This window comes from Gordonia sp. X0973, from assembly GCF_013348785.1.
In the GTDB taxonomy this organism is placed as follows: Bacteria; Actinomycetota; Actinomycetes; order Mycobacteriales; family Mycobacteriaceae; genus Gordonia.
This window is the reverse complement of the sequence record NZ_CP054691.1, coordinates 2232970-2254247: the sequence shown is the minus strand read 5'-3', so window position 1 is coordinate 2254247 and position 21278 is coordinate 2232970. Positions and strand designations below refer to the sequence as shown.

General features: G+C 70.1%; 17 protein-coding genes, 1 other RNA gene and 2 pseudogenes. 14 read left to right on the top strand and 6 right to left on the bottom strand.

The window, feature by feature from the left end; translation table 11 throughout:
- A complete protein-coding gene (locus HUN08_RS10970; RefSeq protein ID WP_301546678.1) occupies positions 1-900 on the top strand; it encodes a cobalamin biosynthesis protein in 900 nt (299 codons plus the stop codon).
- A 204-nt stretch (positions 901-1104) separates the two neighbouring features.
- Here the strand turns inward: HUN08_RS10970 and HUN08_RS10965 are convergent, their stop codons facing one another.
- Positions 1105-1887: a hypothetical protein gene (locus tag HUN08_RS10965; protein WP_124247747.1), complete on the bottom strand. Its 783-nt coding sequence runs from the start codon at positions 1885-1887 to the stop codon at positions 1105-1107.
- Positions 1888-2002: 115 nt separating this feature from the next.
- On the opposite strand from HUN08_RS10965, the pseudogene HUN08_RS10960 reads away from it, so the two are divergent.
- Together HUN08_RS10960 and HUN08_RS10955 are read left to right on the top strand one after the other, a co-directional pair.
- Positions 2003-3207 (top strand): annotated as a pseudogene (locus tag HUN08_RS10960) (XRE family transcriptional regulator).
- Positions 3204-3671, top strand: a complete 468-nt coding sequence (locus HUN08_RS10955; RefSeq protein ID WP_301546676.1) for a DUF4411 family protein — start codon at positions 3204-3206, stop codon at positions 3669-3671. The pseudogene HUN08_RS10960 and the gene HUN08_RS10955 overlap by 4 nt, the downstream one beginning before the upstream one ends.
- On the opposite strand, the gene HUN08_RS10950 is transcribed toward HUN08_RS10955, so the two are convergent.
- The 3 genes from HUN08_RS10950 to HUN08_RS10940 form a co-directional block, all read right to left on the bottom strand.
- On the bottom strand, positions 3668-4438 hold the full coding sequence (locus HUN08_RS10950) for a hypothetical protein (protein WP_165353443.1): 771 nt from the start codon (positions 4436-4438) through the stop codon (positions 3668-3670). The two genes, HUN08_RS10955 and HUN08_RS10950, sit on opposite strands and share 4 nt — an antisense overlap.
- 380 nt (positions 4439-4818) lie before the next feature.
- Entirely contained in the window at positions 4819-5757 is a 939-nt protein-coding gene (locus HUN08_RS10945; RefSeq protein WP_124247748.1) for an SURF1 family protein, read from the bottom strand.
- Between the two features lies 1 nt (position 5758).
- On the bottom strand, positions 5759-6244 hold the full coding sequence (locus HUN08_RS10940; RefSeq protein ID WP_124247749.1) for a low molecular weight protein-tyrosine-phosphatase: 486 nt from the start codon (positions 6242-6244) through the stop codon (positions 5759-5761).
- 57 nt (positions 6245-6301) lie between these two features.
- Here HUN08_RS10940 and cobC point away from each other — a divergent pair, with 57 nt between their 5' ends.
- The 7 genes and pseudogenes from cobC (at position 6302) to HUN08_RS10905 (ending at position 13184) form a co-directional block, all read left to right on the top strand.
- Positions 6302-7345, top strand: a complete 1044-nt coding sequence (gene cobC, locus HUN08_RS10935) for an Rv2231c family pyridoxal phosphate-dependent protein CobC (RefSeq protein ID WP_124247750.1) — start codon at positions 6302-6304, stop codon at positions 7343-7345.
- On the top strand, positions 7336-8472 hold the full coding sequence (locus HUN08_RS10930) for a Nif3-like dinuclear metal center hexameric protein (RefSeq protein WP_301546991.1): 1137 nt from the start codon (positions 7336-7338) through the stop codon (positions 8470-8472). The genes cobC and HUN08_RS10930 overlap by 10 nt, the downstream gene beginning before the upstream one ends.
- Positions 8473-8483: 11 nt before the next feature.
- Complete coding sequence (locus tag HUN08_RS10925; RefSeq protein WP_124247751.1) at positions 8484-9221, top strand: zinc ribbon domain-containing protein; 738 nt, start codon at positions 8484-8486, stop codon at positions 9219-9221.
- A 53-nt stretch (positions 9222-9274) separates the two neighbouring features.
- A pseudogene (locus HUN08_RS10920) lies at positions 9275-9892 on the top strand (histidine phosphatase family protein); the annotation flags it as partial.
- Between the two features lie 43 nt (positions 9893-9935).
- An RNA gene (gene rnpB / locus HUN08_RS10915) (RNase P RNA component class A) lies at positions 9936-10333 on the top strand.
- Between the two features lie 31 nt (positions 10334-10364).
- A complete protein-coding gene (locus tag HUN08_RS10910) occupies positions 10365-11819 on the top strand; it encodes an RNB domain-containing ribonuclease (protein WP_124247753.1) in 1455 nt (484 codons plus the stop codon).
- A gap of 69 nt (positions 11820-11888) precedes the next feature.
- Positions 11889-13184: a trypsin-like peptidase domain-containing protein gene (locus HUN08_RS10905; RefSeq protein WP_301546675.1), complete on the top strand. Its 1296-nt coding sequence runs from the start codon at positions 11889-11891 to the stop codon at positions 13182-13184.
- Here HUN08_RS10905 and pip read toward each other — a convergent pair whose 3' ends face one another.
- Complete coding sequence (pip, locus tag HUN08_RS10900) at positions 13185-14147, bottom strand: prolyl aminopeptidase (RefSeq protein ID WP_124247754.1); 963 nt, start codon at positions 14145-14147, stop codon at positions 13185-13187.
- 29 nt (positions 14148-14176) lie between these two features.
- Complete coding sequence (gene panB, locus HUN08_RS10895; protein WP_124247755.1) at positions 14177-15028, bottom strand: 3-methyl-2-oxobutanoate hydroxymethyltransferase; 852 nt, start codon at positions 15026-15028, stop codon at positions 14177-14179.
- Between the two features lie 200 nt (positions 15029-15228).
- Between panB and glnA the strand changes: the two genes are divergently transcribed.
- From glnA to HUN08_RS10875, 4 genes are read left to right on the top strand one after another with little or no spacing between them, the layout of a single operon-like run.
- Complete coding sequence (gene glnA / locus HUN08_RS10890; protein WP_124247756.1) at positions 15229-16569, top strand: type I glutamate--ammonia ligase; 1341 nt, start codon at positions 15229-15231, stop codon at positions 16567-16569.
- 4 nt (positions 16570-16573) lie between these two features.
- On the top strand, positions 16574-19606 hold the full coding sequence (locus HUN08_RS10885) for a bifunctional [glutamine synthetase] adenylyltransferase/[glutamine synthetase]-adenylyl-L-tyrosine phosphorylase (protein WP_124247757.1): 3033 nt from the start codon (positions 16574-16576) through the stop codon (positions 19604-19606).
- 23 nt (positions 19607-19629) lie between these two features.
- Positions 19630-20592 carry an endonuclease/exonuclease/phosphatase family protein gene (locus HUN08_RS10880; RefSeq protein WP_124247758.1) on the top strand — a complete coding sequence of 321 codons (963 nt, stop codon included), beginning with the start codon at positions 19630-19632 and terminating at the stop codon, positions 20590-20592.
- A 51-nt stretch (positions 20593-20643) separates the two neighbouring features.
- Entirely contained in the window at positions 20644-21276 is a 633-nt protein-coding gene (locus HUN08_RS10875) for a heme oxygenase (biliverdin-producing) (RefSeq protein ID WP_124247759.1), read from the top strand.
- Positions 21277-21278: the final 2 nt, after the last annotated feature.

Here is a 21278-nt window from a genome sequence, read left to right as displayed (position 1 = left end):
GTGGACTACGCCGCCCCGATAGTGCTCGCCGCACTGGCCGACAGCGCCGTCGGCGATCCCCGCCGGTGGCATCCGGTGGCCGGGTTCGGCCGCGGGGCAGCGGCTTTGGAGCGGGCGTGGTGGGCGCCGTCGCGTCTGCGCGGTGCGTGCTACGCCGCGGTCTGCGTCGGATTCGCCGCCGTGGCGGGCGCGGTCCTCGGACGGCTCGGCACCGTGGGGACGGCGGTGGCCGTCTGGATCGCGCTGGGTGGCAAATCCCTTGCCGCGGTGGGCGAGTCGATGGCCGACGCGCTGGAGGCCGGTGACCTGGAGGTGGCGCGGGAATTGGTGCCGAGCCTGTGCGGGCGGGACCCGGCGGCACTCGACGAGGCCGGGATGTGCCGGGCCGCCGTCGAATCGATTGCCGAGAACACGTCGGACGCCGCCGTCGCCCCGCTGCTGGCCGCCGCGGTGGGCGGTGCTCCCGGGGTGCTGGCCTACCGCGCGATCAACACCCTGGACGCGATGGTGGGCTACCGCACCGAGCGCTACCGCGAGTTCGGTTGGGCCGCTGCGCGTCTCGACGATGCGGCCAACTATCTCCCCGCCCGGCTGACGGGTGTGCTCGCCGCCCTGTGTGGGCCGCGGCCCCGGCGGGCGGTCGCCGTGTGGCGGCGCGACGCCGGTAGTCACCCCAGTCCGAACGCGGGTGTGGTCGAGGCATCGTTCGCCGGTGCGCTTGCCCTGTCGCTGGGCGGCACCACGGTCTACCGCGGGCACACCGAGCAGCGACCGGTACTCGGCGACGGTGCTAGGCCGTCGGTGGCCGACCTGCGCGCCGCGGTGCGGCTGTCGCGTCGGGTACGCGCCGCGGCGACGGTCGTCGCGGTCGGTGTCGCCGTGCTCGCGCGGCGGAGGTGAACCCTTAACCCGCTGATGAAGAGTGCCTTCTCCGTCGTGAAAAATCCGTCCATCGCGTCTGCATAAGTCCTGTTCAGAGTTCCGTTGATGTTCACTACGTATCAGCCGTCCACCTGATCTGTCCGGGCATTGGGACACTGGCGGCCCACTGGCGGGGCTTTGGAGACGAAGCCGGGCGGGGCACGTAGCCGGGCACGGGCGCGCTCACGGGGAGTCGGTCGCCGCCTGCTGGAGAAGCTTCTGCGCGGTCCGAACTACCAGCACTGTTCCCTGGGCGGCTGCGAACGCATCAACGTCCGCGACATCCCCGTGAGTGACCTTTTGAGCCAGTGCCCAGACAGCCCGCATGGTGGTGCGCAGCTCGGACTTGTCGCTCCCCTCCGCGTAGCACGCAAGGAACAGGTCGAACCACGCTTTCGCGTCGGCAGCTTTCGGAGCTTCCGTGCCGGGCGGCACGAGATCGGGATCCTGGGTGAGCTTTCCGAAGTCGATAAGGATCTCGCGGCTGCGTCGGCCCACATCTTGCCAGTCGTCACGGTCACGGGCCGTCGAGTATTCATCTACAAGATTGGTGATGCGACGGTTGATGTTCTCCCAGTTCGGGGGAGGGTCGGTCAAGCTGGGATCGATGACGCCTCCGCGTGCCTCCAGAGCGTCGAGATTGCCGAGTGCTTCCCGGGCCAAGGTGCCGACGTAGGCGCGTCTCGACTGGTACGTGTCCAGATTTGCTGAGTAGTAGCCGTACCAGTCCCAGAGTGAGTCCCACGGGAAGGGAAGCGGGAGCCCGAGCCTCTGGAAGTTGCTGTTAAGGACGCGCGCGCTGCGTTGGTACCGCCGGTCTTCGTCCTGGATTCGCGGTCCTCCGGTGCCCACGCTCACGATCAGATTGGCTTGGTCCTGTAGAAGCCGTTGGACGGCATCTCGATCGAGCTCGTTGACCGGGCTGTTTCGCTCAGGGTCGAACAGGTTGTCAATTGCGTCGGACACAGGCACAGCCTTGCATGCGCTCGAAGGATCTGCGTCTTGTTCGCCTCGTCTTCCTGGTGACACTGAGTCTGCTCAGCGGTTCATTCTTCGTGTGTGGGTGGGGTGGTGCATCATCATGGTGTGGCCGCTTCGATCCCTGCACCTGTGGAGACCTCCGTGCTCCGCTGGGCGCGCGAGTCCAGTGGATACTCGCCGATCGCGGCCTCGCGCAAGATGTCGTTGCCGGATGACCGAGTGGCGCAGTGGGAGGCCGGGGAGGCCGTTCCGACCATCGCCCAGCTTCGCAAGGCGGCGGAGGCGTACAACCGGTCGTTGGCCGTGTTCTTCCTCGCTGAGCCACCGGACGGGTTCGACACCCTTCGTGACTTCCGTCGGCTCGACGAGGTCACGGCGGGCGACTGGAGCCCCGGGCTGCATGACGAGTTCCGGCGTGCCCACACGCAGCGTGAGTTCGCCTTGGAGTTGGCAGAGACCGAGGACCGAGAGATACCGACCGAGTGGAATCTGCGGTTGTCGGCGGATGATGTCGAGGCCGCGGCGCAGCGGATCAGGGACATACTCGGCACCGTCGGCCCTCTGGCTGTGCCGCCAACGTCGAACGACTCGTACGCCCACCTGAACGCCTGGATCGCTGCCATTGAGGCCAGCGGCGTGCTGGTCCTCGCGACAAGCCGAGGCGGTGTCGAGGTGTCGGAGATGCGCGGGATGTCCCTGTACTTCGATGTGCTCCCGGTGATCGTCCTCAACGGAAGCGATACCGCCCGACCTCGGCTGTTCTCACTGCTGCACGAGTTCGCGCACCTCGCGTCGCACACGGAGGGGCTGTGCGATGTCACCGCCGACGATCGACCGCGCACGGAGAACCGCCAGGTGGAGACCGTCTGCAACGCGATTGCCGCCGCCGTACTCATGCCTCGCTCGGCTGTGCTTGCGCGCCCCGAGGTAATCGCGCGGAGGGACGTGCCCACCTCGTGGGACTACGACAACCTCCGGTCGGTCGCTGCGCACTTCGGCGTGAGCCCCGAGGCGTTCCTGCGGCGACTGTCCACGCTGGGCGTGGTCCCGGTCGAGTTCTACCGGCAGCGTCGCGCTGAGTTCTCAGCGGCGTTCGACGAGGAGGCAGCGCGTAAGAAGCCGAAGAGTGGAAACTGGTACCGCAACACGGTGCGAGACCTCGGCAAGGCGTACGTCCGAGCGGTGACCGACGCACACCGACGGCGAGTCATCGACAGCAACACCGCGGCGGTGTACCTCAACGCGAAGGTGGGACAGATCCAGAAGCTCGGCGAGTTCGCGCAGCTCGGGAGCACTGAGAGGTGACGCTGTACTCGTTCGACACGAGCGCGATCCTCAACGGACGCCGTGACCTGTTTCGCCCCGCCGTGTTCGTCGGCTTGTGGACGCGCATCGAGGACGAGATCGCACGTGGTGACATCCGCGCGGTCGACGAAGTACAGCGCGAGCTATCGAAGCGTGACGACGACGCGAAGCAGTGGGCCGATCAGCAACCTGATCTGTTCTGCCCTCTGTCGCAACAGATCCAGGACGGCGCGCGGCAGGTTCTCAGCCTCTACCCGAACCTCGTCCGGCAGGGCGGCAAACGGAGCGGGGCCGACCCTTTCGTGATCGCGCTCGCTCGGGTCACCAAGGGAACCGTGGTCAGCGAGGAGACGGCCTCCGGGAACTTGACCAAGCCCCGTATCCCGGACGTTTGCAGCAATCTCGGAGTGCCGTGCGTGACCCTTATGGGCTACATCGAGTCCCAGGGCTGGGAGTTCCACTAGCTGCGAGCCGAGGTAGCCGACGCGCGGGCAGCGGAGTCGGAGAGTTCCCCGCCGCCCGCGTCGACCTGGCGACCACCGAACCCCAGATGACGGTGGTCGCCCGCCGATCCGCTGCACCCGTTGACGAGGCGAGTTGGACGCCGCGCGCGGGAATAGCTCCGCGGCGGCGGAGCGGATCGACGAGTTTCATGGCGATCAGTCCATCCACTGGGGACGGGCGGGTCCGGCTGGATGAGTATCGCCGGAACGGGGCCGGGCAGATGGTCGGCCATGCAGGCGGTCGTCGGATTTGGCAACTCGCGGATCACGCCGACTTGCTCGTCGGCTGACGAGTGACCCGGGATGCTGATGCCGAGCGCACTGAGAGCGCGATGCTCGCCGCATTTATCGCGCACTACGGCCGACTGCCGTACGCCAACGCGCGGAAATGACGCTACGAGGGCCGCGCCGTCGTGCCCAGCTTTCCAACTACAAGGGCCGTGGACGGCTACACCAGGTACTCCCCAGATCGGTGACTCGTTGGCATCCTGCCTCCAGTAGTGCTGAGCGTTCGAGATCATCGCGACGAACGAGTTGTTGCGGTCGAGCCATCGCATGTCGAAGCGCGCGGTGTCGTCTGCTGCCTCGATCTCCCAAACATGGCCGAACCCGTGGGGACTGCCGTGCTTACCGAACAGCGCCGCGGCCGTGGCGTCGGCGAAGCAGAACAGCGATCCGAGTCGTGTGGGGTGCTCTGGAAACTCTCGCTGGCGCACAAGCTCCCACACGAACTCGATCGCCGCTGAGCTGTCTCGCGGTAGAGGTATCGAGCGCCGTGCATCGTGACGGACTGAGGCACGTCGATGTAGTTGCGAATCGCGTCAGCCTGCGCCTCGGGTGTACGGGTCTCCATCGCACCGTGGTGAAAGCTGAGACCTCGGTCTAAGTGGTAGAGCTTCACGAGGCGATCATGCCCCCAGCCTGGTCAACAGCGAGGCGGTTGAGCCACCGGGAGCGGCACTCCACCCGTTGGGACACGCTTGGCACACTGAGCGCGATTCCGGCGCCTAGCAGGCCGTCGCGCGAGGATAAGAAACCCCTCCGACTCTGGTTGGAGGGGTTTTCTTGTTGTGCGCCATCAGGGAACCCCGAACCCGCTGATTGAGAGTCAGCCGTTGCCGTAGCGGTCGGCGAGTTTGCGTTTGACCTGATCGTCGTCGGCGGCGAGGTCGGGGGCCGCCCCGATCGTCTGCCGCTGCTTGCTGCCGGTGGTGAAACCGGCCCGGCGCATTCGGTCCTTCTTCCGGGTCGTCGCATCGTCAGCTTCGGTGCCGGGGCGCGGTGATTCCCCCGCGCCCTTCGCGGCAGCGGAGGCCCGACGCCTGGTGCGGATCTCGGTGACCAGGAAGTAGACGACGCCGAGGGGGGCCATGATCCCGAACGCCAGCCACTGCAGCCCGTAACTGAGGTAGGGGCCGGCGTCGAGCTGGGGTAGGGGGATCGGTTCCAGCGAGCCGGGCTGGTTGCCGGACAACTGCAGGTAGAACGGCGCGAGGGCGATGCCCTCGGCCGTCGCGACGGCGCTGGGGTCGATGCTGTAGGCGGTCTGCTTCCCGCCGATGCGGCCGACTCCGCGGCCCGGATCGGTGCCCTCGCCGAACCGGATGCGGGCGTCGACGGTGACCGTCCCATCCGGCGGGGCGGGCACGTCGGGCAGATCGGCGGCCTTGGGCGGGCGAACATAGCCCCGATTGACCAGGTACACGGTCCCGGCCGATTCGAACGGCACGAGGACCTCGACCGACGGGCGCTCCTCGATGCTGCGCAACCGGACGAGGACCTGGTGATCGGGCAGGTAGCGGCCGGTCAAGGAGACCTCGCGCCATTCGGCATTCGGATCGACCGGGAGTCCGGGGGCGACGACCTCGGCGATCGGCACCGCCGGGGTCGCCACGGCATGGCGGATCAGTTCGTTGCGGTGCGAGGTCGTCGTGTTCTTGCCCAACTGCCACGGTGCCAGCACGGAGAAGCACAGCGCGGCGAAGGCCGCGACGGCGATCCCCAGCGCGATGGGACCGGGACGGAGGATGGTGCGCAAGACGGACATGTCAGCTCACGAGCGACTCGCGCAGTCGGGTGCGCACCCACTCGAGGATCCCGGGCACCGCCGCTTCGATGAGTTCGCGGGTGTGCGCGAAGTCGTCCTGGGTGCCGTAGTAGGGATCGGGGACGTCGGCGTCCGGCTCGGCGTCGGGATCGAAGCTGCGGACAAGCCGGACGCGCTCGCCCAGACGTTTGCGTTCCAACGCCCGCACATGCTCGGCATCCATCGCGAGGATCAGGTCGGCGTCGAAATGTCGGGGGCCGACCTGGGCCGCCACGTGATCGTCGGGATACCCGTGGGCGAGCAATTCGGTGCGCGCGCGGTTGTCCGCGGCGTCGCCGACGTGCCAGCCACTGGTCCCGGCACTCACCACGTCGACCCGATCGGCCAACCCCTCCTGGGCCAACGCGTGCCGCAGGATGTTCTGGCCCATGGGCGAACGACAGATGTTGCCGGTACACACCACACAGATGAGAAGTTTCTCAGTCATCGCCATCCCAGAATACGGGGGAGCGGTCCGGCGCGCCGGAATCGGTACGCTGCTGCCATGGATCCCGACCGTCACGGCGACGCCGACGCGCTCCCCGGAATGGTCGACTTCGCCGTCAACGTGCGGCCCGGTCCACCCGACTTCGTCGTCGCCGCGCTGTCGGCCGCGATGAGCGAACTCGCCGCCTACCCCCGCGCCGACGACGAGTGGGCGACGCGCGCGGCCTTGGCGCAGCTGCACGACCGCCGACCCGACGAGGTACTCCTGCTCAACGGCGCGGCCGAGGGCTTCGAGCTGGTCGCGGGCCTGGGCCGGGCGCATGCAGCCGTTGTCGTCCCCTCCTTCACCGAGCCGGTCTCCCTGCTGCGCCGCGCCGGCGTCCCGGTCACCGAGGTCATCGGCTCCGCGCCGTGGCGACTGGCAGACGTGTGCGCACAGATCCCGCCCGACGCCGATCTCGTCGTCGTCGGCAATCCGACGAATCCGACGTCGGTGCTGCACCCCGCCGCCGACATCGCGGCGCTGCGGGCACCCGGACGGCTCCTCGTCGTCGACGAGGCCTTCGCCGACCTGACCGGCGGATCGGTCGCCGATCTCGCGGGAGAGGACGTGGTGGTCCTGCGCAGCGTGACGAAGACCTTCGGGCTGGCCGGGTTGCGCGCCGGCTACCTGCTCGCCGCTCCCGCCGTGATCGCCGAGTTGGAGCGCCGACGGCGGTCGTGGCCGGTGGATTCGCTCACCCTCGCCGCGCTGCACGCCTGCGCCTCGCCGCAGGGGCGGGCCTACGGTGCCGAACAGGCCAGATCCGTCGAGGGGGAGCGGGCATACCTGTGCGCCGCCCTGCGGGAGGCGGGGTTCACCATCCCGGCCGAGTCCGCGGCACCCTTCGTCCTGGTCGAGCACCCTCGGGCCGCCGACATCCGCGCGGCCCTGCGGCGCCGCGGCTTCGCCGTGCGCAGCGCGGAGAACTTCACCGGACTCGACGCGCGGTACCTGCGTTTCGCCGTCCGGGACCGGGAACTGGTCGATGATCTTTCCCATGCGCTCGAATCGGTGCTCGACGAACTCGCAGCGCACGACGCGGAAAGGGGATCGCGGTGACGGATCCGGTGCTGTTGTCGACGGTGATCGACCGGCTCGAGAAGGCCTTCCCGCCGGCGCTCTCGCAGGGGTGGGACTCGGTGGGGCTGGTGTGCGGCGATCCGGCGCAACCCGTGACGCGGGCGCTGGTGTGCGTCGACGTCACGCCGGCGGTCGTCGAGGCCGCGGTGGCGCAGGAGGTCGAGTTGATCGTCGCGCACCACCCGCTGCTGTTGCGCGGGGTCGACACCGTCGCCGCGTCCACCCCGAAGGGTGCCATCATCCACCGGCTGATCCGGGCCGGATGTGCGCTCTACACCGCCCACACCAACGCCGACAGCGCCCGCCCCGGGGTCTCCGATGCGCTCGCCGACCTGTTGGGCGTGCGCGAAACCGCTGCGCTGCAACCCATTCCGAGCGGCGAGCTGGACAAATGGGTGGTGCTGGTCCCGGTCGACGCAGCCGCGCGGGTGCGCGACGGCCTGTTCGCCGCCGGGGCCGGTGAGATCGGCGACTACCGGCACTGCGCGTGGAGCGTCACCGGTGCCGGACAGTTCGAGGCGCTCCCCGGCGCCACACCGGCCATCGGTTCGGTCGGCGGGGTGACGGAGGTGGTGGAGGCGCGCGTCGAGGTCGTCGCACCGAGACGCCGACGCGCCGACGTGTTGGACGCGCTGCGCGCGGCACATCCGTACGAGGAGCCGGCCTTCGACGTCCTGGAGTTGGCGCCGCTGCCCGGCGACGTGGGCCTCGGGCGCGTCGGCGACCTCGACGAGGCGATGTCGCTGCGCGAATTCGTCGCCCACGCCGGGGCGAGGCTTCCCCTCGCGGAATGGGGGATCCGCGCCGCCGGCGATCCCGAGCAGCGGGTCCGCCGGGTCGCCGTCTGCGGCGGAGCGGGCGATTCACTCATCGACGCGGCCGCCCGTGCGGGGGCCGATGTGTACCTCACCGGCGACCTGCGCCACCACGTCGTTGACGAGGCGTGCCGCGCCGGAGGACCGGCCCTCGTCGATGCCGGGCACTGGACCACCGAGTTCCCGTGGTGCGCCCCGACCGCCGAACTGCTGCGGCAAACGGGCATCGCGGCCACCGAATTTCGCGAGCCGACCGATCCGTTCGTCGTGGCCTACGCGCCGCACCGCTAGACTCGCCCGTCATGAAGGTGCAGGCGGCCAAGCAGCGGATCATGCTCGAAGTGGCAGAGGTCGACGCCGACCTGGCCAAGCTGCGCCATCGGCGCGCGAATCTGCCGGAGGACGCCGAGATCGCCGGGCTGCAGACGCAGATCGACACCGCCCGTGACGATGCGGTGCGCGCCGACATCGCCGCCGAAGACCTGGACCGCGAATACCGCCGCATCGACGGGGAGATCAGCGGCATGCGCACGCGCGAGGAACACGATTCGCAGCTGCTGAACCAGGCGGGCATGGCCCCCAAGGCGCTGTCGGAACTCCAGCACGAATTGGCCGGACTCTCGCGCCGCCGCGGGGTCGCCGAGGACGAGCTGCTTGAACTGATGGAGCAGCAGGAGGCGACCACCGCGGAGAAGTCGCGGGCGCAGGCCGCGGTCGCCGCCCTGCTGGCCGACGTCGAGCGGGCCACCGCCGCACGGGACGCCGCGGCCGCCGACCTCGACGCCTCCATCGCCGACCTCACGAAGCGTCGCGCGGACATCGTCGTCGACGCGCCGGACGAACTGCTGGCGGTCTACGACCGGCAGACGGCCCACGGCAAGCCGGGTGCCGGGCTGTTGCGCCAGCGGCGCTGTGGCGCGTGCCGGATGGAGCTGGACCGCGGCACCCTCTCGGCGATCGCGGCGGCCGACGAGGACGACGTGCTGCGGTGCGAGGAATGCGGCGCGCTGCTCATCCGCACCCACGAATCCGGCCTCTAGGTGACCCGATGACACCGGTCGAGCGCAGCGAGGGGGATCAGACACCGACCTCGACGAGACTCGTGCTGCTGCGGCACGGGCAGACGCCGCTGTCGGTCGACCGCCGCTATTCCGGGCGCGACGACGTGGCGCTCACCCCGCTGGGCGCCGAGCAGGCCGCACGCGCGGCGGCCCGCCTCGCGAACTGGCCGGTCTCGGCGATCATCTGTTCGCCGCTGCAGCGGACCAGGCAGACCGCCGCCCCGCTCGCCGCCGCGACCGGGCTGCCAGTCACCGTCGACGAGGGGCTGATCGAGACCGACTTCGGGGAGTGGGAGGGGTTGACCTTCACCGAGGCCGCCCAGCGCGACCCGGAACTGCACCGGGCGTGGATCGGCGACACCACCCTGGCCCCGCCCGGGGGCGAGAGCTTCGCCGACACCCAGGAGCGGGTGGCCGCCGCCCGTGCGCGGATCGTCGCCGCCCACCCAGGGCAGACCGTCGTGCTGGTCAGCCACGTCACCCCCATCAAGTCGATGCTGCGCGAGGCCCTCGGGGTGGGACCGGAGTTGCTCTACGGCCTTCACCTCGACCTCGCCTCGGTGTCGTTGGTGGAGTTCTTCGTCGACGGCGGGTCGGTCGGCAGGCTGGTCAACGACACATCCCACCTGCGCAGTTACCCACTCGCGTAACGGTTCGGAGGGTGCGCGGGGACGTGTACCCTGAACGGGCGAACGAGTCGGCCAGGCGGCCGCGTCGCGCGGAACGGCCGGTTGTCCGGTACGCCGCGCGCCGAGGAAAGTCCGGACTCCACAGAGCAGGGTGGTTGTTAACGGCAACCCGGGGCGACCCGCGGGACAGTGCCACAGAAAACAAACCGCCGGCGCGAGCCGGTAAGGGTGAAACGGTGCGGTAAGAGCGCACCAGCGGCGCGGGTGACCGCGTCGGCTCGGTAAACCCCACCCGGAGCAAGGTCGAAGGCCGCACCGATCGGTGCGGCTGCGCGGGCGTTTGAGGGCTGCTCGCCCGAGCCCGCGGGTGGACTGCTCGAGGTACCCGGCGACGGTGTGCCCAGATGGATGGCCGCCCCCGCCTCGGCGGGACAGGATCCGGCTTATCGGCCGACTCGTTCGCCCCCTTCGACCCGGGCACTAGATTCGTGGTGTGCGCTTCTTCTCCGCCCCCGACATCGACTTCGCCGGCATCCGGACCGAACTGGGCATCACCGAGGACTACGGCGACCAAGCGCTGGCCGAGGCGGCCGACGCCGTCGACTCGTGTGCCGCCGACCGCGAGGATCTGCGCCACCTGCCGTTCGTGACGATCGACCCGCCGACCTCCCGCGATCTCGACCAGGCCGTCTACCTGCAGACCCGACCCGACGGCGGCTTCACCGTCAACTACGCGATCGCCGACGTCGGGGCGCTCGTGGTGCCCGGCGGTGCGTTGGATGCCGAGGCGCGCAGGCGGGGGACCACCTTCTACTTCCCCGACGAGTCGGTACCGCTGCACCCGCGGGTGCTGTCGGAGGGGAGCGGGTCGCTGCTGCCCGACGTCGACCGCCCCGCCGTGGTCTGGACGATGGAGGTCGCCCCCGACGGCACCGTCGGCGGCCTCGGGGACGGGGGAGTGCACGTGCGCCGGGCGCTCGTCCGGTCGGTGGCCAAACTCGACTACGCCGGGGTGTCGGCGGATGCCGCGCGTGGAGCACTGCACCCCTCGATAGCGGCGCTGCCGGCCTTCGGGCAGCTGCGCAGCCGTGCCGCCCTGGCACGCGGCGCCATCGGCCTCGACATGCCGGCCCAAGAGGTCGTGCGCGACGGCGACGGGTGGACGATCCGCCTGGCCCGCCGCTACGACAGCGAGGATTGGAACGAGCAGCTCTCGCTGCTGACCGGGATCGTCGCGGGCACGATCATGCGCGACGCGAACGTCGGGATCCTGCGGACGGTTCCGCCGCCGTCGGATGCGGCGGTGGAACAGCTCCGGGCGATGGCCGCCACGCTGGGGGCCTCCTGGCCCGACGGTGCGACGATCGGCCAGTTCCTGGCCGCCCAGCCGGCCGATTCGCCGACGACGCTCGCCCTCATGTCGGCGGCGACCGGCCTGCTGAGCGGCGCCGACTATCTGGCGCTACCCGCGGTCGCGAACGACGACGGGACCACCCCGTACACGGAGCATTCGGGTTTGGCCTCGGTGTACGCGCACGTGACCGCCCCGCTGCGGCGGCTGCCCGACCGGTTCGCCACCGAGGCGTGCCTCGCCGTCGCAGCCGGGCGTCCGGTGCCCGATTGGGTGCTCGAGGCGCTGCCCGGCCTGCCCGCGCAGGTCGAGGAGTCGGCGCGGCTGGCGAGCCGGGCCGACCGGGAATCGGTCGACCTCGCCGAGGCCGTCGTCCTGGAGAAGTACGTCGGGCAGCGGTTCGACGCCGTCGTGACGCGGCCGCGCCGCGACCGCCGCGCGGCCGAGGTGTTCGTGGCCGACCCGCCCGTCCTGGCGCCCTGCGAGGGCGATCCGGCACCGGGCAACCGGCTGGCGGTGACGCTCACCCAGGCCGACCCCGCGCAACGCCGTGTCCGATTCACCCCCGTCGACGGTGCCGGCGAGCGATCTGAATGACGAGTTGGGCCGGTGTCCCATTACTCTGATGTGGAGAAATCCCAACGAGCACCAATCAAGGCGGAGACGGTGAAACGAACCATCAGGCTGGCGGCACTCACGCTGGCGGCATCGGTCGCAATGATGTCCGGTGCGGCACCGGCGATGGCGGAGCCGAGTCCGGCCGAGGTCAATGCGAAGGTCAAGAAGGCCGTCGTCTATCTCGGGTTGAAGTTCACCGGCGCCGTGCAGGTGCCGTTCAAGGGCGGTGCCCGGTGGACCGAGGACATCGACATCGAGGGGCACTGCACCGGCTTCGTCGTCGACCCGGCCGGCTACATCGCCACCGCCGGCCACTGCGTCAACGCGGATCCGATGGACTTCTACGAGAAGGTGGCGAACTCGATCGCCGGCGGCAACGAAGCGGATGCCGCGCAGCTGCTGTCCATGGCCTACAACAACAAGTGGCCGGTGCGCGGGGCGAACGGCTCCGGCGACGCGCCCACCGTGAAGGTGCGCGTGAAGCAGCCCGACGGCGAGAACCAGCTGATCAGCGCGTGGTCGGATGTTCAGGTGGTGGCCAGCGAGAAGTTCGGGAAGGGTGACAACGCCGTCGTGCGGTTGAACAACCCGCCCTCCGGTCTGGTCCCGCTCCCGATCGTGAAGAACCTGCCCACCGAGGGCGACCCGATCACCTCGGTCGGCTTCCCCGGCGGCGTCGCGCGCGTGTCGGACCAGTCGATGATCCCGCAGCCGTCGTTCAAGACCGGAACCGTCTCGTCGCGGCAGAAGGGGGCCAACGGCAACGAGCAGACCGAGGTGTCGGCGACCATCGGCACCGGCATGTCGGGCGGCCCGACCGTCAACGCCAAGGGCGAGGTCATCGGTATCAACTCGTTCAAGAACAAGACCCAGCCCGGCGGTGAGTCGTCGGAGTTCGCCTTCGTGACCGACCCGGTGGACCTGCGCAGCTTCCTGCAGAGCAACGGGGCGAACCTCTCGGCGGCCGATTCCGACGAGGACAGCGGGTTCAACCTGATGTGGGTGCTGATCCCGGTGGCGGTGGTGGTGCTGCTGGCCGCGCTCATCGGCTTCTTCGTCATCCGCGGACGCAAGGGCAAGGGCACGCCGCCCGGCATGCCCGGCGGCGGGATGCCCCTGCCGGTCGGCGGATACGGTCAGTCGCCGAACCCGTTCGCGGCTCCCGCTCCCGCCCCGATGCCGCGGCCGGGCGGCTTCGGCCCGCCGCCGAGGCCGGCTCCCGGCCCGGCTCCGCAGCCGATGCCGCAGCCGCCCATGCGGCCACCGGCCGGAAACCCGGGACCGCCGTTCGGCGGCCCGGCGCCCGGTCAGTTCCCGGGGCAGTATCCCGGTTTCGGTCGCTGATCAGCCGCGGGCGAAGCCGTCGGTAGCGGCGACCAAGGCGTCGACGATGCCCGGCTCGAAGGATGCGTGCCCGGCGTCGTCGACGATCGTCAGTTCGGCCGACGGCCACGCGCGGTGCAGGTCCCACGCGCTGCGCATGGGGCAGACGACGTCGTAGCGGCCCTGCACGATGACCGCGGGGATCTCGGCGATGCTGGCGACCTCGTCCAGGAGTTGGCCCTCGCGCAAGAAGCCGTGGTTGACGAAGTAGTGGTTCTCGATGGTCGCGAAGGCCAGCGCGAAGCGCGCCTCGTCGGCGGGGGTCGGCGACTCCTCCGGTCGGGGCAGCAGGTAGCTGGTGGCCGACTCCCAGCGGGTCCAGGCCAGCGCCGCCGCCGTCGCCCGAGCCCGGTCGGGGCCGGTGAGGATCCGGTGGTAGGCGGTGACGAGGTCGCCGTCGCGCTCGTTTTCGGGGATCGGTGTCAGGTAGCCCTCCCAACGGTCCGGGAAGATCTGCGCGGCACCGCCGTTGTAGTACCAGTCGATCTCGCCGCGGCGCAGCAGGAAGATCCCGCGCAGCACGAGTTCGGTGACCCGCCGCGGATGGGCCTGCGCATAGGCCAGCCCCAGGGTGGAACCCCACGACCCGCCGAACACCTGCCACTGCTCGATGCCCAGATGCTCGCGCAGCAGCTCCATATCGGCGATCAAGTGGCCGGTCGTGTTGACCGATAGGTCGGCGCCGTCGGCGATATGCGGGCGCGATTGTCCGCAACCGCGTTGGTCGAACAGCACGATCCGATAGACGGTCGGGTCGAAGAACCGTCGTTGTCGGCCCGACGTCCCGCCGCCGGGACCGCCGTGGACGAAGACCACCGGTTTGCCCTCGGGGTTGCCCGAGACCTCCCAGTAGATTTCCTGGCCGTCGCCGACGGCGAGGTGGCCGTGCCGGTGGGGTTCGATCTCCGGGTACAGGTCGCGCATCCGCCCAGCCTACGAGGCGGACCCGCCGATCAGTAGCTGTGCTCGGGACCGGGGAAGGTGCCGCGCGCGACCTCGTCGGCGTAGGCGGCCGCCGCGTCGCGCAGCTCGTCGCCGATGGAGGCGAAGCGCTTCACGAACTTGGCGGTCTTGCCGCTGGTCAGCCCGGCCATGTCCTGCCAGACGAGGACCTGTGCGTCGGTCTCGTGACCGGCGCCGATGCCCACCGTCGGGATGGTCAGCTTGCGGGTGATCTGGGCGGCCAGCTCGGCCGGCACCATCTCCATGACGACGGCGAAGGCGCCCGCCTCCTGCACGGCGATCGCGTCGGCGATGAGCTGGTCGGCGCCGTCGCCGCGGCCCTGCACGCGATAGCCGCCGAGGCCGTTGACGCTCTGCGGCGTGAATCCGATGTGGGCCATGACCGGGATGCCCGCGGCGGTGAGGGTGGCGATCTGCTCGGCGACGCGTTCGCCGCCCTCCAGTTTCACGGCGTGGGCGCCGGTCTCCTTGAAGTAGCGGACCGACGACTCCAGCGCCTGCTGCGGTCCCGCCTCGTACGAGCCGAACGGCAGGTCGGCGACGACGAGCGCGTGGGGGGCGCCGCGCACGACGGCGCGGATCAGCGGGATCATCTCGTCGAGGGTGACCGGGATGGTGGTGTCGTAGCCGTACACGGTGTTCGCCCCGGAATCGCCGACGAGCAGCACGGGGATACCGGCCTCGTCGAACCGGGCGGCTGTCGAGTAGTCGTAGCAGGTGAGCATCGCCCACTTGCGGCCCTCGGCCTTCATCTGGGCCAGGTGCTGGATGCGCGTGGCGCGCCGGGGGGAATCGCCGGTCGGGCCGGTGCCGGTCGAGCCGTAAACGGGTGCGTCGGACATCGTCGTCTCTTTTCTGCCTCGAGTCCCTCGTCGGGTACCCGGGTTGATGTGGACGCCGTCCATTCTCCCACCGTCGGCGGTGCGGTCCAACAGGCGAGTCGAGTGCGGTTTGTCACATCGGGGCCTCCGGCCGCGGCGCGGCGCGCCAAATGCGCAGGAAGTAACACGGCCGTAACAGGTTGCTTCTAGGCTCGGCGGATATGGACCGCCAAAAAGAGTTCGTGCTCCGGACGCTCGAAGAGCGTGACATCCGCTTCGTGCGCCTGTGGTTCACCGACGTGCTCGGGTACCTGAAGTCGGTCGCGATCGCGCCGGCCGAACTGGAGGGCGCCTTCGAGGAGGGCATCGGATTCGACGGCTCGGCCATCGAGGGGTTCTCCCGCGTCTCCGAGGCCGACACCGTGGCGCGCCCGGACCCGTCGACCTTCCAGGTGCTCCCGTGGACGACGTCGGACGGGCGGCACCATTCGGCGCGGATGTTCTGCGACGTGGTGATGCCCGACGGGACGCCGTCGTGGGCCGATTCGCGCCAGGTGCTGCGCCGGCAGATGAACAAGGCCGCGGAGAAGGGGTTCTCCTGCTACGTCCACCCGGAGATCGAGTTCTTCCTGCTGAAGAACGCGCCCACCGACGGAACCGAGCCCGAGCCGGCCGACCAGGGCGGCTATTTCGACCAGACCGTGCACAACGCGGCCCCCAACTTCCGGCGGCATGCGATCGATGCGCTGGAGTCGATGGGGATCTCGGTGGAGTTCTCCCACCACGAGGGTGCCCCGGGGCAGCAGGAGATCGATCTGCGCTACGCCGACGCGCTGTCGATGGCCGACAACGTGATGACCTTCCGCTACCTCATCAAGGAGGTGGCGATCAACGAGGGCGTCTCCGCGACCTTCATGCCCAAGCCGTTCAGCGACTACGCCGGATCGGCCATGCACACGCATATGAGCCTGTTCGAGGGCGAGGAGAACGCCTTCCACGATCCCGACGACCCGCTGCAGCTGTCCAAGGTGGGTCAGCAGTTCGTCGCCGGCATCCTGCACCACGCGACCGAGTTGAGCGCGGTCACCAACCAGTGGGTCAACAGCTACAAGCGGCTGATCCACGGCGGTGAGGCGCCGACCGCCGCGACCTGGGGCCGGGCCAACCGCTCGGCGCTGGTGCGGCTGCCGTTGTACACGCCGAACAAGGGCTCGTCGCGCCGCATCGAGGTGCGCAGCCCCGACTCGGCGTGCAACCCCTACCTGACGTTCGCCGTGCTGCTCGCCGCCGGGCTCAAGGGCATCGCCGAGGGCTACGAGTTGCCCGAGGAGGCCGAGGACGACGTGTGGGCGTTGACCGCGGGCGAGCGCCGGGCCATGGGGTATCGGGAGCTGCCGGGCAGCCTCGCCGACGCGCTGAACGAGATGGAGCGCTCCGAACTGGTCGCCGAGGCGCTCGGCGAGCACGTCTTCGACTACTTCCTGCGCAACAAGTGGGCGGAGTGGTCGGCGTACCGGAGCCACGTCACCCCGTTCGAGCTGCGCAACTACCTGCCGTTGTAGGCCGATGCGCCGCGGATCCGTCCCCAGCACCGGTCGGCTCGGGCTGCTCGACCCGGCTGCGGGGGAGAACCTCGCCCGGTTGGGCTGGAACACGCAGGAGCGCGCCGACGTCGCGTGGGCCCTGTCGCGGGCACCCGACGCCGACCTGGCGCTGCGGACCCTCGTGCGGCTGGCCGAGGCGCTGGGTCCGCAGTGGTCGCAGGTCGACGAACTGATCGACCGGGACACCTCCTTCCGCGGGCGCCTGTTCGGCGTGGTGGGGGCGTCGGACGCGCTGGGCGACCACCTGGTGGCCGAACCCGGCTCGTGGCGGCTGCTGACCGCGGCGGAGCTGCCCGACGCGCCGGGCATGCGCGCGGCCATGCTCGAATCGGTGCGCGCGCAACCCGATCCCTCGGCCGGCCCCGACGACCTGCTGTTCCGCGCGGAGATCACCGGCCCGGACGCGGTCAACGCCCTGCGCACCGCCTACCGCGACCAACTGCTGGTGATCGCCGCACACGATCTCGCTGCCGTCGTCCAGGACGAACCGTTCGTCGCGATGCCCCGGGTTGGGGAACTGCTCGCCGAACTCGCCGACGCCGCGCTGACCGCGGCACTGGCGGTCGCCGTCGCCGACGTGTGCGGGCAGGACCCGTTGCAGACGCGGCTGGCCGTCATCGCGATGGGCAAATGCGGCGCCCGCGAACTCAACTACGTCTCCGACGTCGACGTCATCTTCGTCGCGGAGCCGGCCGACTCGGTATCGGCGCGGATCGCGGGGGAGTTCATGCGGCTTGGCTCGGCCGCGTTCTTCGACGTGGACGCTGCGCTGCGGCCGGAGGGCAAGGCCGGGGCCCTGACGCGCACCGTCGAGAGCCATCTGGCCTACTACCAGCGCTGGGCGAAGACGTGGGAGTTCCAGGCCCTGCTGAAGGCGCGCGCCATGTGTGGCGACATGGGGTTAGCCGCGGAGTACATCGACGCGGTCACCCCGATGGTGTGGACCGCGGCCGAACGCGACGATTTCGTCGTCGACGTCCAGGCGATGCGGCGCCGCGTCGAGTCGCTGGTGCCCGCGGAGCTGCGCGAGCGCAACCTCAAACTCGGCAGCGGGAGCCTGCGCGACGTGGAGTTCGCGGTGCAGCTGCTGCAGATGGTCCACGGGCGCGTGGACGAGTCGCTGCGGGTCCAGTCCACGGTCGACGCGCTGGCCGCGCTCACCGCGGGCGGATACGTCGGACGGGATGACGGCGCGAACCTCTCCGCCTCCTACCAGTACATGCGCCTGCTCGAGCACCGGCTCCAATTGCAGCGCCTCTCGCGCACGCACGTCCTGCCCGACCCCGACGACGCCACCGCGATGCGCTGGCTGGCGCGGGCCGCGCACATCCGACCCACCGCCGACCTCGACGCGGCCGGTGTCCTGCGCGCCGAACTGCGCGCGCAGCGCCAGCGCATCCGGCAGCTGCACGAGAAGCTGTTCTACCGACCGCTGTTGGAGTCGGTGACGCGATTCGAGGCCGACGAGCTGACGCTGTCCAACGAGTCCGCGCAGCGTCGGCTGGCCGCCCTCGGCTACGCCGAGCCGGAACGGGCGCTCGGACACATCCGCGCGCTGGCGTCGACGCCGGGGCGCCGCGGACAGATCCAGCTGCTGATCCTCCCGTCGCTGCTGGAGTGGATCAGCCGTACCCCCTATCCCGACGCCGGACTGCTCAACTACCGGCGGTTGTGTGAGGAACTGGTCGACGCCACGTGGTTCCTGCGGTTGCTGCGCGACGACGGGGTGGTCGCGCAGCGACTCATGCACGTCCTAGGGACCTCTGCCTATATCGCCGAGTTGCTGATGCGGGCGCCGGAGGTCATCAAGCTCTACACCGACGGGCCGGATGGGCCGAAGCTGGTCGGCGTCGACCCGGCCGACGTCGCCAAGGGGCTCGTGGCCTCGACGGTGCGGCGCAGCGACCTCAAGCAGGCGGTGGCGGTGGCCCGCGGGCACCGGCGCGCGGAGCTGGCCCGTATCGCCTCGGCCGACGTGCTCGGCCTGCTCGACGTGCAGCAGGTGTGCGCGGCCCTCTCCTCGGTGTGGGCGGCCGTACTCGACGCGTCGCTGCAGGTGGTGATCGCGGAGTCGCTGGCACCGGGGGAGGAGGCGCCGGCCCGGATCGCGGTCATCGGCATGGGCCGCCTCGGCGGCGGCGAACTCGGCTACGGTTCCGACGCCGACGTGATGTTCGTCTGCGAGCCGGTGGCCGGCAGTGCCGGATCCGGCCCGCTCGCTGCCGCTCCCGGCGCCGATGACGAGACGGCGGCGCTCAAGTGGGCCCAGACCGTCGCCGAGAACGTCCGCACGATGCTGGGGACGCCCAGCGCCGATCCGCCGCTGGAGGTCGACATCGACCTGCGCCCGGAGGGGCGCAACGGACCGGTCGTCCGCACGCTGGCGTCCTACCGGGCGTACTACGAGCAGTGGGCGCAGCCCTGGGAGATCCAGGCGTTGCTGCGCGCCCACCAGGTGGCCGGCGACCAGGAGTTGGGCATCGACTTCCTGCACATGGCCGACGCCATCCGCTACCCGGAGGGCGGCGTCTCGCCCGAGGCGGTACGCGAGATCCGGCGGATCAAGGCGCGCGTCGACGCCGAACGACTGCCGCGCGGCGCCGATCCGGCGCTACACACGAAGTTGGGGCGGGGAGGTCTGGCCGACATCGAGTGGACCGTGCAGCTGGTGCAGTTGCGCCACGCCCACGACCACCCGTCGCTGCACAACACGTCGACGCTGGAGTCGCTCGACGCGATCGCCGCGGACGAGCTGCTCCCGGAGCAGGAGGTCGACCTGCTGCGCGACGCCTGGCTGACCGCGACCAAGGCGCGCAACGCGCTGGTCCTGGTGCGCGGCAAGCCCGTCGACGAACTACCCGGCCCCGGTGCGGCGCTGCGCGCGGTCGCCTTCGCGGCCGGGTGGCCGGCCGACGAGGCGTCGGAGTTCCTCGAGCACTATCTGCGGGTCACGCGCCGCGCCAAGGCAGTGGTGACCGACGTGTTCGGCGCCTGAGGCCCACCGATAGGGTGGTCCGGGTGATTTCCAAGGTGTTGCGGATGGGCCTGCTGGCCGTCGGCCTAGTGCTGCTCGTCACCGGTGTCGCCGCACTCGTGCTGCACTTCTACCGGTCGAGCGGAAACCTGACCATCTATCCGACCAGCGCGGTTCCACTCGCGGTCCTGACCACCGCGGCCGCCGTGCTGGTGTTCGCCAGCCTGCGCAGCTGGATCCTCGCCGGCCTGTCGGTACTCGTGGTGGGCGGGCTCCTCGTCACCCAGCTACCGCTGTGGCGCGCCGCGCCGGTCTCGGCGTCGGCACCCACGTTCACGGTCATCACGTCGAATCTGATGGTGGGCGAGGGTGACATCGGCGAGCTGTCGCGGATCGTCGAACGCGAGCGCCCGGAGATCGTCAGCCTGCAGGAGTTGACGCCGCAGGCGTGGGCCCGGATCCAGGCGTCGCCCATCGTGACGATGTTGCCGAACGCCTTTGCGGTACCCGGACCCGCGGCCTCGGGAACGGCGTTGCTGACCCGGGGGCCTCTGCGCGAGCAGCGGGTGCTTCCCGGCATGGTCCTGAACAACCTCGCCGCCGTCACCGACGTCCCGGGCGTGCCGTCGACGACGGTCTTCGCGGTCCACCCGGGCGCACCCGTCCCAGGGGCCGGCTACGGCGAGCTGGCGGTCAAGGACATGGGCGTGCTGCGCGGCCACCTCGAGGGGATGGGGCGGCACCCGATGATCGCCGCCGGGGACTTCAATGCGACGTGGGACCACAAGCACTTCCGCGAGCTGTTGACCGGCGGCGTCGCCGATGCCACCGATCAGGCCGGCGGCGGCTGGTTGCCGACGTACCCCACCGATCGGTTCACCGGACCGGTCGTCGGGATCGACCACGTCATCAGCTCGCATTTCGTCGCCACCCACGTGAAGACCTACACCCTGCCCGGGTCCGATCACCGCGCCCTGGTCGTGAAGCTCACCCCGGCCGCCAGGTGACTCGACTCACATACTAAGGGTTACCTCACTTGAGGGGGTAGGATGGCGGGCATGGCAATTGCGACCGACCACCGGAACTCCGATGTCCTGCGTGCGGCCACCGCGAAGGCACACGAGAACGCCGAACACTCCGCGTTCGTGACCGACCTGATGGGCGGCAAGCTCGACGTCGATGCGTATGTCGCGCTGGCCGGGCAGCTGCTGTTCGTCTACCGGGCACTCGAAGACACCGGCAGCGGGTTGTCGGGGAACCCGATCGCCGACGCCGTCCTCGACGACAGGTTGCGCCGCGTGCCGTCGTTGACGGCCGACCTGCTCGCACTCGGCGCCGAGCCGTCCGCGCTCACGATGTTGCCGGTGACTGCGGAATACGTGGCGGCGATCGAGGCCTCGCGGGCCGACGCCGTGCGCTACCTGGCCCATCACTACACGCGCTATCTGGGGGATCTCTCCGGCGGGCAGATCATCGCCAACCGGATGCGCAACCTGTACGGCGTCGCGCCGGAGGCGTTGACGTTCTACCGATTCGACCGCATCGACAAGGTGAAGCGCTACAAGGACGCCTACCGCGACCGGCTCGACGCCCTCGACCTCGACCGCGCCGGGGTCGGCGCGCTGACCGCCGAGGCGATCAGCGCCTTCGAGTACAACCAGCGGCTGTTCGGCGCGCTGGAAGCCCGGTAGAT

Bases quoted from the DNA above. Each gene is read 5' to 3' on its own strand.
- pip (WP_124247754.1), bottom strand. From the start codon at position 14,147: ATGCGCGACCTGTACCCGGAGATCGAACCCCACCGGCACGGCCACCTC.
- HUN08_RS10885 (WP_124247757.1), top strand. From the start codon at position 16,574: ATGCGCCGCGGATCCGTCCCCAGCACCGGTCGGCTCGGGCTGCTCGAC.
- HUN08_RS10940 (WP_124247749.1), bottom strand. From the start codon at position 6,244: ATGACTGAGAAACTTCTCATCTGTGTGGTGTGTACCGGCAACATCTGT.
- HUN08_RS10875 (WP_124247759.1), top strand. From the start codon at position 20,644: ATGGCAATTGCGACCGACCACCGGAACTCCGATGTCCTGCGTGCGGCC.
- panB (WP_124247755.1), bottom strand. From the start codon at position 15,028: ATGTCCGACGCACCCGTTTACGGCTCGACCGGCACCGGCCCGACCGGC.
- cobC (WP_124247750.1), top strand. From the start codon at position 6,302: ATGGATCCCGACCGTCACGGCGACGCCGACGCGCTCCCCGGAATGGTC.
- HUN08_RS10945 (WP_124247748.1), bottom strand. From the start codon at position 5,757: ATGTCCGTCTTGCGCACCATCCTCCGTCCCGGTCCCATCGCGCTGGGG.
- glnA (WP_124247756.1), top strand. From the start codon at position 15,229: ATGGACCGCCAAAAAGAGTTCGTGCTCCGGACGCTCGAAGAGCGTGAC.
- HUN08_RS10925 (WP_124247751.1), top strand. From the start codon at position 8,484: ATGAAGGTGCAGGCGGCCAAGCAGCGGATCATGCTCGAAGTGGCAGAG.